The organism is Streptomyces sp. NPDC034111, from assembly GCF_055575375.1.
Genome location: NZ_JBVIST010000003.1, coordinates 466,652 through 479,261 on the forward strand (window position 1 = coordinate 466,652; position 12,610 = coordinate 479,261).

A 12,610-nucleotide genomic window follows, 5' to 3' on the forward strand; every position below is an offset into this window, starting at 1 on the left:
CGGCGGTGGTCGGCGCAGTGCTGTTGGGTGCCTGGATTCTTCCTGGGATGCCAGGCACTCAACAGTGAGTTCCCGTACGAACCTCATGGATCTTGAGCCCGCGTTACGAAACTCTCTTTAGATCTGCCTGGCGCCCTGTTGGCACCTGGAGAGCTCTGACCTGCAGATTTATGTAGGTCTTCAAATGGCTTCTATTTGGAGGCCGTTCGCGCTAGAGTCCTCTTGTCCAGCACACTTGTGCCCGGACGCAAGGCTCGCCATCGGCGGGCCTTTTTTGTTGTTCAGTTGCGCGGAGAAGCCCCCGGCAGTGGTCAGCCGGGGGCTTCTTGCGTCTGTACTGGGAGGGCATCCTGTTGACTCAACCACTCCTGCTCGCGGCCGACTCCGGTTGGGCGCACGATCTGGCGCAGGCTGGCATCGTGGCTCTCATCGTTTTCGGATTGATTGCGCTTGCCGCGGTCTGCCGTGCCCGTCCAGAAGACATGGTGCGCATGGTCGAGGCCGTGGGCCGAGCTCTGGCCGGCCTGGTGCCGTGGTCACGTCGGAACCTGAGTGTGGGGCAGCCTCCTACGGCAGAGACACTGCCTGCTCAGCCCGAGCTGGAGGGCGGCCTTCGGTCGATGGAAGCGGGAGGGGGCGAAGGGGATGCGAACCAGGGCCGCGAGGCGTAGAAGGTCATTTCGAGATCCCACGGCCCGGTACGTGGGCAGTGACGTCCTGAGCCAGGCTCTTGCGGAACTCGACGACGCTCAGCGGGACCTCCTCCTTCTGAGGCTGCAAGGGGCTCCAACTGCCCAGGTCGCCCGTCGTCTTGATACGCCTCCGTCCAACGTAGAAGCCGTTGTTGCGGACGCACTGGAGACCCTCCGTACTTCCGGGTACGCCGGCTCCCTCTTGGAGGAGATGCGGTGGGAGCACGGTCCGCTCCGTTCTGAGGTGGTGAGAGATCACTCCAGCGAAGTGGTAGTGCTGCAACGCTGCATCTGGCCTGAGTGCGAAGCCATCGTCGCTCAACCGGCCACAGGCCGTACGCGGTTGTACTGCTCGAGTGCGTGTCGGCAGAAGGCATACAGAAGACGTCGAAGTGGGAAGGAGGCACCGTCACTTCCCGCCCCGCCGAAGGTTCGTCGGCGCTTCACGATTCGGGACCCTTGGGCCGATGTACCGGAACTCCCCGCGCCGTTCGCAGCGCTTCAGCACCCGGTGTTCAGGCAGCACATCGTGCCCCGCCTCGCGGCCTGGTCGCGTGGGATCAGTCCCTCGCCGCTGGGAGCCCGCGTTCTGGGCTCGAGGCCCGGTTCCCGGGGTATGGCGTGGAGCCTTGTCTTGCCTGCACTCGCCACTCACGGATCGCCCATAGGTGATTCCTATCGAATGCTGATCGACGGTTCTCATCGTGCACGTGCCATATCGCCAAGTTTCGTGGGGTCGTTGCATAGCGTGGCTGTTCGTGGGCGTTGGCGCACACAGGCCGTCCTCGGAGAGAACTCCTGGGGGAGCTTCGGACAACAGGCTTTGCCTTTGAGCTCGATGGCCCCTTTTGCGGCCCGCCATGGCGCAGCCAGAACCCTGACCAGCCCGATGCTTCTGGGAATACCTGCAATACGTGGCCATGCTCGGCAACCTGATCGCGGTCTCCGAGGATGGATCCCCCCGCCATCGAGGCCGACAGGAACTGCTTGGGCCTTGCCGAGGGGAGACAGGCTGCATTGGCCGCAGTCCAAGCCGGTCGGCTGGCAACGTGGCCGGACGCAGTCTCGCGCGTGGGGGAGGAAGCACATGGGAGGTCACCAGAAGGCGTCGATGCGCAGGCGGTCAGGGAGGAAGGGGAGGCGGTCCGGGTGACCCACCACCCAACATGGCTGCACCGAGTATGGGCGCGCGTTCGTGATCGGAATCGGCAGGGAGTGAGGAGCACGGGCAGCCGTTCAGTCCAGCGCGTTTGCGACTGCCCAGCTTTCGCGCTCGCCGAGCTTCGGCATGACTGGCTGAGGGCGAGCGTCACCTGGGGGAGCCCGACCAAGATCCTCTCCCAGATTTCTCCCAGACGATCACCGGAGACGCAGGAAGGGCCTGATCAGAATCCGGATCAGGCCCTTGACCTGGTGTTTCTCTGTCGGGGGTGGCGGGATTTGAACCCACGACCTCTTCGTCCCGAATGAGGTTCGGTCAAGATCGAGACCTGCCTGTTTGGCTTTTCCGCAGGTCAGGGCGTTGGGCTCGGCGGGTCTCGGGTGGCGTCGGGAGGGTTTGGGGAACGGGTCGGCTCCCAGATGGCTACCCGCGGCGTCGGCCTCATTTCCCGGGCCTCAGTCCCGTACTCGCCCTCGGTGAGCTGATCGGTGACCGCCGCCTCGCTCCGCTTCAGCAGGAAGATCCGCTTGGCTCGTCTTGCCGGACCTTCCAATCTTGCGGCGGCGCTCTGTCACCTGCCAACGCTGACGTCGGTGTTCGAGGACTGCCTTCCACAGCTCCAGGCGATGGCGAGAATCCTTCGGCAACACGAAGCGGAGGACTCCGAGGACAACGGCAGCCACCAGCACGGATGCGGACCCCGGGTGGTCGGTGAGGAACGGCATGGATCAGCCCTTCCCGTCGCACAGGTCGAGTGAGGCGGTGCCCAGCACCACCCGGTATGTGTCACCGTGGCGGGTAAATCTCGCGCCCTTGACCCCGGCCTCCCGGTGGGTCAGTGCCAGAGCCAGGTCGCGGGGTTCGGGATAGCCGGTCCAGCGGCACTCCCATGAGTCGCCGGCGCCCCAGAGCCGACGTACGGGACCGTGCCGAATCACTTCCGGTTCCTTCCGGCGTTCGACTCCGGGGCGCTCCAGAGGGTCCCAGGACAGACTGGTCGCCCAGCGGCCACACCGGTCAACCAGGTTGTAGCGGGAAACGAGACCTGCTAGCAGAGTGGTCGCTTCCCCTGAGATCGGGGGAATGGCTGCCAGTGCGCGGCGCTCGTGCGCGGTGAGGTCGTTGTCCAGCGTGAGATAGGGGTGCCGGGGCACGAGGCTGCGCCTGTTGCCGCGCCGGCATCCGGCTGGGTCACCGGTGATGGTCAGCAGTGCACCGGTGGGCAGATGGCGTAGACAGACGGAGCGCTGCCCATGGCACGTGTATGTGACCTCGTGCCGTAGTCCAGGGACGCCGCGTGAGCCGGCTCCCTGGGTGGCTAGCAGCCGGGTGGCCACGTTCTCCGGGGCGCGCTCCGCCACTATCACCAACTGGTCCCTGCGGGGTGACATCACCGGGTCGTACGAGGCGACAACCGAGTAGTTCCACCTCGCCGTCGGACCGGTGTACACGTTGCCGTTGAAAAGCGCGAGCGCTAGTAGGGCCCGGAAGGCGCGCTGGTCGTCCGAGCAGTGGTCCAGGCCCAGCCCGTGGGTGTCGCTGCTGATCGCGGATTCGGCGGCGGCTTCGCTTTCCCCGGTGTACTGGACGCGGAGAGGGATCCGCTCCCCGGGCGCCATAGTGTGGACGGACAGTCCGCCCAACTCGCGCGCGGCGGTCAACCGTGCCTGCTGGAAGGGGATGACTTCACTGGACTCGTGCTGGATGCGGCGTGCGAGTTTAACGATGTCCCTGTCGAGCGTCATGTCCGGCTCCCGGTGGGCGCGCCTCAGTGCTCCCGCCCACTGCGCCCCATTAGGAGGAACGACAGTTTTCAATCACGCGCGCACTACGGCACTTTGCGCCCTCAACCCTGGGTAGCTGCGGGAGGAACCCAGGTCCGACGTAACGGCGAGCGTGGTCGCCTGACCGAAGCATAGCGTCTTTAGGGCACGTTGGACGAGGGTGTGCTCCGCTTGCGGAGCACACCCTGACCGCCTTTCAGTGCAACCAGTTCGCTACTCCCATGACACTGGCCGCCACCGTGCTCGCGAACGCCAGCGATTTGAGCGGTGCCGCGATCAAGGGTCACGTGCAAGGGGCCCGCAACGGAGCTCGAAGGCCGGCCTGGGCGAGGGCGGCTCCAACGGGTAGGCGGCCTGAGTGTCAGGGACAACGTGATAGTTCAGATGCTTGGGCACGGCTTCTCCGGTTCTTCGGCTCACGGCACATGTCGGCCGTAGGCAAGCGGCTGGCTCGGTGATTGGAGCGCGCCCACCTTCGAGCACCTGCTACTTAGCACCTCAAGTCGCTCCGGCCCGCTTCCTGCCGTTGCCGTCGACTCTGGCCGAGAAGATCACGGTGGAAAGGTGCGGCGGGGTCGTCGTGATCACTTACCTGCCAGACCAATGTGCTTGGAGCTGGAGCGCTCACGGCAGCGACGGAACCCGCCACGAGGCGGAGTAGGCGTATACCGTCCGATGGAAAGCCGTGATCGCGGTCGAGTGCTTCCTTTGAGATCACGTCGACCCTTGGGGGACATCAGCGGTGTCCCGATGGCGTTTGGCGATCCGAAGGAGTGTTGGTGCTGGGATGACGACGCACGGGCACAGGAGCCGATCAACGACGCGTGACGACGATGGGTGACGGCGGCGCCTTCGGTGAAGCCGCGCATGGGAGGGCATTTACCCCTCTTCCGGATCCGCGCCCCAAACGGCTCCCAGGCTGCCGCCGTCATTCGAGTGATCATGGCGGGCATGGTGGCGAAGGGTCCGTCGACGGCGTACCCGAACCGCAGAAGTGACCCCACAATCGAACCGGCAGCCGTCGACGCCGATCTGCCCCAAGACCTCCACGCAAAACCCTCGGACACGAAGCAGCGCCCGAACTCATCGGAGTGGGACCGGCCGTCGTGCGGCAGGCCGGACGGGATTCCCGCCGACCTGCACGCCGTAGACCGTGTGGGACTCGAACCTCCAATCAATGGAACCCGGAAAGATCACGTTGGCCGATGTCGGTCTCTGGTTTGCCTGCTCGGTGTGGTTCACGGTGGCGCGCCGTCTGGCTAGGGCCGGCGCATCCGCTCACGCATTGCCGCACCGAACAAGCCCTTCGGGCAGTCGTCTACGAGTTCTGACAGCGAGGCCGTCCCCCGACCGCAAGCTCTGACACACCTACATCAACCGCCCATAGGCAACATGATGTTGGTCGTTCCCCTATGCCCGTCGTCGCACGAGAAGGACTGACCTCCTACTTACTTGCGGTTGCGGGATGAACGGCCAGTCCAGACGGCGTACAAGCCGCCGAGAGCCGACGCGAGAACCGATATCCCCTCGGCATCGACCGACCGACTCATGATGAGCACTACACCGACCGCGAGAACGCCGATGAACGCTGTGGCGTCAGCGCCGAGTTGCGTAGGCTGGGTGGGCATCAGTGTTCCTCCAGAACGCTGTGGTTGGGCGCGAGGACGGTGGATGCTTGCCGGCGCTGCCGTCCTCGCCTCCGAGCACCGGGCGGTGCTCGCTGGGAACCATTCTGAGTGGGCTATCGGAGGACAGGCATGGGGAGCGATGACGTCTTGGTCCGACTTATCCGCGCGCGTGCGCCCGCGCAGAGAGGGGGAGGTCGGACCAAGACGTCATCGCCTGCGGTAGGGGGACAACTTTGACGGAGACGACGCAGAATCAGCAGAGGGCCCGGAAGCGAGCCGAGACGCTCAGAGTCCTCGTCCGGGAGCGGGGGCTCCCGGAGGTTCTCGCTGCGGCGGAGAAGCTGTGGTCCAACGGCCACGCACCCAACGAAATTCGCATTCGAACCCTCTATGTCCGCAACCCGAATATTCCAGACGTGGACCTTTGGGTCCCGTTTCCCGTCCCTGCGCAGCTCAGATTTGGACCCGAACTAGACGAACGCAAGCGCCCTGCGTCTCACATACTTCCCCCTATGGCGCGCCTTATTGTGTCACAAGGGGTGGCACTTCAGTTGCATTTGACTGCACTATTTGTCGCACACTGTCAATCCCGCCCAGGTCGGGCGTGGGATAACCAGATTCCCCTCGGTAGGCGCACCCCTGATTCGGTGAATTGGTTGGACCTTATGGCTGTGTCTGCCAAGTCCAGTGGGAGTTCCGCCCAGGCGTCGGCCTACACGCGGAATAAACTCCGCCAGTTTCGCTCGGCTCTCGGCCTACTGGCCCGGAATCATATGGTCGACCTGGGGAAGCATGGGTCGGCGAATAGGTACGAAGGGTTCCGACTTCTGTCGGAGGATGCCAGTAGCTCATCGGCGGGTGCAGTCGAGTACCGCGTCCCTCGTGGCGACGAAGATACGCTGAACATTCCCTTTCAGTTCTTCACGAGGGGGTGGGTGCAGGTGCTGACGAAGAGTGAGATCGCTGCCTTTTTGATGTGCCTCCAGCTGGCCTCCGAGGAGGAGTATCGATCCATTTCATGGAAAGATCGGGCCGGCCTTTTTGGGCTTTCGCGCGACGTGTATGACGCCACGCAGGCCCTTGAGGCATACCGACTTATCAACATCATGAGACCAAGAGATCGGAGGGAGGACGGTACTTGGCGCGGCTTCAGCAGCGGCGGCCAACCGTTCTCAAATAAGATTCGCCTGAACCTTCGCGGCCTCTGGAGGCCGGCCCCCGAAGTTGTCGAGGCAGCGGTGATAAAGACTGCTGTTCTAGGTAAATGGTCCAGACCCCTCGGTGGGTAAGTCAGGCGTGCATACCGCCCGGTTGCGTGCCAGCGTGCACGCCGGTCGTGGTTGTCGGGTCTGTATTGATGGGACTCTCCCGTGAAGCGGAGGCATCGCTGAGTTCGCTGGTCCCTTCCAGTCTGGGATGCCCGTGCTCTCCGTGAGAGGCGCCGTGCTCAGGCACGGTAACTTGGCCACTGACTCCGTCAAACGCTCGCCCGTGCTTTCCGGAAGGGAAAATTGTCCAATTGCGGTCCCAATTCCGTGTCTCAGCCGAAGGTGAGCGCGCCGAAGGCATTGCGGATGCGGGTCAACGGTTCGCGGTCGCGGGTGTAGTAGAGCTTGTTCGTCAGCAGGACGGCCCAGGTTCCCCGTTTGGGGGAGATCCACATGCCGGTGCCGGTGAAGCCGTAGTGCACGTAGGTGCGGTTGGTGGGTGCGGTACCAGGGGCCGGGTGCCAGAAGAGGCCGCGTACGGGCTCCAGGGTTCCGGTCTGGACGCTGAGCGATTCCTCGACCCAGTTCGGCCCGAATCCCGGTGCGACAGCGGCGGTCGTGGGGTCGAGCATGTACTTCAGGAAGCGGGTGAGGTCGTCGAGGGTGGAGAAGGCGCCGGCGATGCCGCAGACGCCGCCGAGGAGACGGGCGGAGAAGTCGTGGGCGATGCCCTTGAGGTGGCGGCCGGTGTCTTCGTCGAGTTCGGTCGGCGCACAGCGGACGGTCAGCTCGGGCGGCAGTGGGCCGAATCGGGTTTCGGTCATGCCCAGGGGCTGCCAGATGCGGGTGGGGGCGAGCTGGTCGAGGCCCTGGCCGGAGAGGCGCTCGGCCAGGTAGCCGAGGATGAGAGCGGCCCGGTCGGTGTACTCGACGGCCTCGCCAGGCGGCCGGTGGAGGGCTTCGTGGAGGACTCCAGCCCGGATCGTGGCCGGAACAGTGCCGTAGAGGTTCTTGAGCTGGGCCCGCAGGGGTACGCCGGCTGTGTGCGTGAGCAGTTGGCGGGCGGATGCCTGACCGAGGGGGTGGCCTGTGACCTCGGGCCAGAAGGCGCCGAGGGGGTCATCGAGCGGGAGGGCGCCGTCTTCCCAGAGGGTGCCGATCGTGGACCAGACGGCCAGGATTTTGGTCAGGCTGGCGACGTCGAAGACCGTGTCCGGCCGCATGGGGATGTCCGGCTCGGTGGGGTCGAGGACGCCAGCGGTGCCTGCGGCCTGCATGCCGACGGCGTTGCCGATGGCCCACACCGCACCGGGGTAGACCTTGTCGCGGACGCCGTCCGCCACGAGCTGCTTGATCCGGTCGGTGCTGTCTTGCATGAACATCTCCGATGTCGCAGTGCGGGCCCGCCCGTCAGCGTAGTGACGCGGGCGGGCCCGGCCGGGGAACGTGGCGGGGTAGTCAACTAATCCGGTGGCCGAGTTCGGTCAGGGCCTTAGCGGTGGCGCTGAGCGGATAGCGGGCGGCGTTGTTTCGTCCGGCCTGCTGCAAGGCGGCCAGCAGCCCCGGGGTGGTGCGGAGTCGGTCGATGTCTCGGGCGACGGCTGCGGGGTGGGTGAAGTCGGTCGCGGTGCCAGAGGCGGCGAGTGTTTCGGCCAGGCCGGGGACGGGCTGGTACAGCACGGGCAGACCGCAGGCTTGGGCTTCGAGAGCGACGAGGCCCAGGGCTTCGAGGGTGGTGGAGGGCATGACGAGCACGTCGTGGTCGGTGAAGGTTCTCCACAGTTGTGGACGGCGGAGCCAGCCGAGGTAACGGATCTTGACGCCGGACTGCCGTATGGCGCGGGTGAGGGTGTGGAACTGGTCTTGTGGCGCGGCGATGCTCAGCTCGACGCCCTGGACGGCCGCCAGGGCCAGCAGCAAGTTCTCGGCGCCTTTCTCTGGCGTGAGACGGCCGGCGTAGAGCAGCCGGAAGGGGCTGCCGGCCGGACGGGGTGATCTGTGCGGTGGGCGGGCCAGGAGTTGGTCGGGGATGCCCCAGGGCACGTGGGCGATCTTCGTGCGGTCGGTGGTGGGCGCGATTCGCAGGAGTCGGTCGGCCATGGCCGGTGTCGGCACGACGATTGCGTCGGCGAGTTTCACGGACTCGGTCAGGACCTTGTGTTGGTCGCGGTGGGATTCGGCGAACAGCAGGTCGGTGCCGTGTACGAGTGCGATCCGTGGGTGCTCGGGCAGGGCCTTGATCAGCGCGGGGGTGCCACCGAAGGTGAGGTGCTGGAGGTGGAGGACGCTGATGTGATTCGGGTCGATTGCCCCGGCCAGGGCCTGTCGGAGGGCGGCTACGTAGCGGTGGAAGGCCGGGCCTTCGAGGCACTTGCCCACGATAGGCAGTAGGTCGAGCCCGGCGGGCAGCCCGGGGCTGGGGCGGGCGGGGGCGAGCATGAAAGCCCGCGCGGGGATGTGGGGTTGGGGTCCTGTGTAGAGGTCGAGGAAGAGTTCGACACTGCCGCCAGGGCTGGGGAAAGGGAGGTCGAGGGCTGTGGCGACCGTCGTGTTCATGGCCGACCCCCCGGGGTCTCTTCGTACAGACGGGAGGTTTCGATTCCCTGGCTGGCCGTGTACTTGAGGCCGTGCTTCTGGTAACTGGCTGCAGCGCCGAGGGGCTGCAGAAAGACGAGCTTCCCGAAGGTCATGCGGGGGTAGATGCGGACCGGCTGACTGACACGGATCTCCAGGGTCCAACGGATGGCGTGGCCTTGGTGGCCGAGCGGCGCGGATACATGGACCCAGATGCCGAGGGCACCAGTGGTGCGGTCGCCGTTGAGGAGCTGGGCGTACGTCTCCGAGCCAGTCTTCTCGTGGGTGACGCCGAGGTAGAGCACTCCGGGTTTCAGGACGAATCCCGTGCGGGGGATGGAGATCTCGGTGAACGAGGTCGGGGTGGCGGCGTCGAGCTCTCCGTCGCAGACGTGTAGATCGTCGCCGAGACGCCAGTCGTAGGCGTTGGGAGAGAGCCTGCTGGGATCGTACGGGTCGATGGTGATCTCGCCCGCGGCAAGAGCAGAGGCGATGGCGGGACCGGTGAGGATCACGGCGCCACCGCTTCCAGTGGAGCGAGGTCCTGCCAGTAGGCGGAGGGCTTGGGCCCGCTGCCTGCCTGGTACTTGCCCGAGTACGGAGTGATGGGGCCGACGGCGACGAAGAACATGATCTGCCCGACCTTCATGCCGGCGTAGACGCGTAACGGCCGGATCGGGGAGAGCATGAGCGTCCACTGGCCGTGGAATCCGATGTCGCCGATGGGGGCGGTGATCTCGACGAACAGGCCGAGCCGGCCGACGGAGGAACGGCCGAAGAGGAGAGGGACGAAGGTGTCGGAGCCGACCTGTTCGACGGTGTGGCCGAGGTAGAGCTGGCCTGACTTGAGGACGTAGCCGTCGGAGTCGATCTCGATCCGGCGGGTCGGGTTGGGCCGGTGGGCGTCGAGGACGGGTGCGGTGTAGGCGAGCAGGGTCGGACCGAGGCGGACGTTGTAGCTGTTGGGGTTGACCTGTGCTTCGTCGAAGGGGGTGATGCGCACGCGGCCGTCGGCCGCGGCTGCGGTGATTTCTGGGCCCGTCAGGATCATCGGTGGGTCCCTTCGGTTAGGACGCGTTGGACGGCCTGGCGGAGGCGGAGGCCGGCTTGGTGGGTGCGGCCGTCCAGGTAGCTCTCGGCGAGGTAGTCGGTGGTCAGCACGGCTGGCAGCTGCGGGGGCAGAGGCTTCGGCTGGGTGATCAAGGGGCCCGCGCTCTTGGTGAGGTAGGGGAGCAGTGCGCCAGGGGTTTCTCTCAGGTCCTGGGGGATGCGGGCGTGGACGAGCTGGTTGTTGAAGGGCTCGATGGTGAGGAGGTCGCCGAAGGTGAGGACGTCGTCGAGCTGGGTGGGGCGCAAGGCGGTCTCGTTGAGGACGACGGCTTCGGCACCGAGGGCGGTATGGAGTCGGGTGGCGAGGTCGTCGAGGAGGAGCCTGCGATCGAGGACCCGTCCTCGGTACGGCTTTGAGACGGCGCCGATCGGCAGGGCCAGACGATCTTTAAGGTCCTCGATTCGATCACGGATGAGGGCGAGCTGGGGCGGTAGGGACGCCGCGCTGGTGATGTCTGGGAAGTGCGTAGTCTGCGCCGTCCATCGCGTGAGGGCCGGCTCAGCGATGGCGTAACCGATGCCGAGTTCACGACCCTTGAGAACGAGCGTCTCGCCCACATGGGTGGGGCCGTACTGGTCGCTGTGGCAGTGCCCGGCGAAGATCACGTCGAGGAAGGGGCAGACGGCGGCCAGCTTGAGGTCCTCGTCGAAGCCGGAGTGGCTCAGCACGACCCAGGAGTCGATCTCGTGGTGGTGCGCCAGCATCACTTCGCGCAGTGCCTGACCTGGTTCGGTGACGCGTTGGCCGGCTCGCTGATCGATGGGGATGGAGTGGAATGCCTGGACGCCGATGACCGCGGTGATGGCAACGCGCCGTCCGCCGATGCGCGCGGTGTGCAGGCGGCGGAAGAGCGGTCGGCCGGTTTCGGCATCGACGGCGTTCGCGCACACGGTGATGTCCCGGAGCGGTGGGTCGAAGTGGTGGATCCAGCCGTGGTTCCCGGGCGCGATCACGTCGTAGAGGCCATGGAGGATCGCTGTTTCGATACGGCCGTGGCCGAGGCGGTAGTAGCCGCTGCCTTCGAAGAAGTCGCCACAATCGACGATGAGCGTCTCCGGCCGGATGGCGTGCAGGTGGGCCAGCATCGGCAGGGCGTCGTCGAACGAGGAGTGGACGTCAGTGGTGGCCACGATCCGCCGCAGGGGGCGTGGACCGGTCACGGGGTGACCTCGCAGATGTCGGCTCCGAGTGCGAGCAGCTTGGTGGGAAGGTCGGCATGGCCTCGGCGGAGCTGTTCGAGGCCGCCGAGGGTCGTGACGCCGTGGGCGGTGAGGCCGGCGATGAGCAGGGCCGACCCGGTACGGATGTCGGTGGCTTCCACCCCGGTCCCGATCAGCTGCTGCGGCCCGGTCAGGCGGCACTGGGTGGGCGAGGTCTCGTGGATGTCGGCGCCGAGACGTGCGAGCTGAGGGATGAGGTTGCTGTGACGCCCAGGGTTGATCGCGTCGGCGAACAGGTGGGTGCCGGGCATGCCCAGGGCCAGTGCCATCAAGGCGGGTTCGAAGTCAGCGTCGAGTCCGCCGGGAGAGAGTGAGGCGATGGCTCGCAGGGGTTGATGGGTGGGGCGTGTGCGTTCGGCGTGGACGATGAGGATGTCTTGCTGGGCGTCGACGGGAATGCCGAGCCAGCGCAATGCGGCCACCATTGGCGCCACGTCCTTGCTGCGTACGCCCTCGATATGGCCGTTGCCCCGTGTGGCGGCGATGGCGCAGGCCAGGGTGCCTGCTTCGACCTTGTCTCCGGGGACTGCCCAGGTCACCGGCTCCTGCGATGCGGAGGCAGGCGGAGCCAGGGAGAGAACGCGCTCGTCGGCTCGGATCTCCCAACCGGCCACTTGTAGCGCCTGCAGGACGCTGAGGACTTCGGGCGAGAGGTTCGGCTGTCCCAGCCGCAGTGGTCGCTTGGCGACGACGGCGCGCAGAAGTGCCGCGATGCTCGCACCACGGGAACGGTACGGCAGCATCACCGATACCGAGCCGGTGCGACTCTCGCCGGCTTCGACGCTGTAGCCGTGGTCGTTGACGAGCGCGCGGTCGCCGAATGCCTCGTAGACCTTGAAGTGCTGCTCCATGCCGCGTTCACCGATCCGGCAGCCGCCCGGCCAGGGCAGTACGGCCCGCCCGTGAACGGCGAGGAGAGCGGGAACCAGGTAGTACGAGGCACGGATGCGGGCAGCGGTTTCGTGGAGTTCCGGCGCGATGTGCATACCGTCGCTCGGCTGCACCAGGACGGTGTGGGGCTTGTCGACCTTGCAGGTGGCTCCGTGGCCTGCGTGCTGGAGCAGCATGAGCATGGCCTGGACGTCGTCATTGGCCGGGACGTTGGTCAGCTGGACAGGCTGGCGCAGGGAGGCCGCCGCAGCGAGGAGCGGCAGGGCGGCGTTCTTGGAGCCGTCGACGGTCACGGCCCCGGAAAGCGGCGGGCCGGGACGGATGGCGATCACTTCGGAGG

General features: G+C 66.1%; 9 protein-coding genes. 2 read left to right on the forward strand and 7 right to left on the reverse strand.

The features are described 5' to 3' along the window. Nucleotides 1-326 precede the first annotated feature (326 nt). Together ACZ55A_RS11445 and ACZ55A_RS11450 are read left to right on the forward strand one after the other, a co-directional pair. Nucleotides 327-671 (forward strand): hypothetical protein, encoded by a 345-nt coding sequence (locus ACZ55A_RS11445; protein ID WP_088799340.1) that lies wholly within the window; start codon nucleotides 327-329, stop codon nucleotides 669-671. Next, nucleotides 646-1,845 (forward strand): sigma factor-like helix-turn-helix DNA-binding protein, encoded by a 1,200-nt coding sequence (locus ACZ55A_RS11450; protein WP_107446798.1) that lies wholly within the window; start codon nucleotides 646-648, stop codon nucleotides 1,843-1,845. Before ACZ55A_RS11445 ends, ACZ55A_RS11450 begins: the two co-directional genes overlap by 26 nt. A 737-nt stretch (nucleotides 1,846-2,582) precedes the next feature. Here the strand turns inward: ACZ55A_RS11450 and ACZ55A_RS11455 are convergent. The 7 genes from ACZ55A_RS11455 to ACZ55A_RS11485 all read right to left on the reverse strand — a co-directional run bounded on the left by ACZ55A_RS11455 (nucleotide 2,583) and on the right by ACZ55A_RS11485 (nucleotide 12,602). Then, nucleotides 2,583-3,599, reverse strand: coding sequence for a hypothetical protein (locus tag ACZ55A_RS11455; protein WP_088799339.1), 1,017 nt, complete (start codon nucleotides 3,597-3,599; stop codon nucleotides 2,583-2,585). Nucleotides 3,600-6,806: 3,207 nt separating this feature from the next. Next, complete coding sequence (locus tag ACZ55A_RS11460) at nucleotides 6,807-7,850, reverse strand: serine hydrolase domain-containing protein (protein ID WP_088802260.1); 1,044 nt, start codon at nucleotides 7,848-7,850, stop codon at nucleotides 6,807-6,809. 82 nt (nucleotides 7,851-7,932) lie between these two features. Beyond that, complete coding sequence (locus tag ACZ55A_RS11465) at nucleotides 7,933-9,030, reverse strand: glycosyltransferase family 4 protein (RefSeq protein WP_088799337.1); 1,098 nt, start codon at nucleotides 9,028-9,030, stop codon at nucleotides 7,933-7,935. Further along, entirely contained in the window at nucleotides 9,027-9,563 is a 537-nt protein-coding gene (locus tag ACZ55A_RS11470) for a dCTP deaminase (RefSeq protein ID WP_088799336.1), read from the reverse strand. Before ACZ55A_RS11470 ends, ACZ55A_RS11465 begins: the two co-directional genes overlap by 4 nt. Beyond that, nucleotides 9,560-10,099, reverse strand: a complete 540-nt coding sequence (dcd, locus tag ACZ55A_RS11475) for a dCTP deaminase (RefSeq protein ID WP_468837590.1) — start codon at nucleotides 10,097-10,099, stop codon at nucleotides 9,560-9,562. The genes ACZ55A_RS11470 and dcd overlap by 4 nt, the downstream gene beginning before the upstream one ends. Then, complete coding sequence (locus ACZ55A_RS11480; protein ID WP_088799334.1) at nucleotides 10,096-11,319, reverse strand: metallophosphoesterase; 1,224 nt, start codon at nucleotides 11,317-11,319, stop codon at nucleotides 10,096-10,098. The genes dcd and ACZ55A_RS11480 overlap by 4 nt, the downstream gene beginning before the upstream one ends. Continuing rightward, entirely contained in the window at nucleotides 11,316-12,602 is a 1,287-nt protein-coding gene (locus tag ACZ55A_RS11485; RefSeq protein ID WP_468837976.1) for a UDP-N-acetylglucosamine 1-carboxyvinyltransferase, read from the reverse strand. The genes ACZ55A_RS11480 and ACZ55A_RS11485 overlap by 4 nt, the downstream gene beginning before the upstream one ends. Nucleotides 12,603-12,610 lie beyond the last annotated feature (8 nt).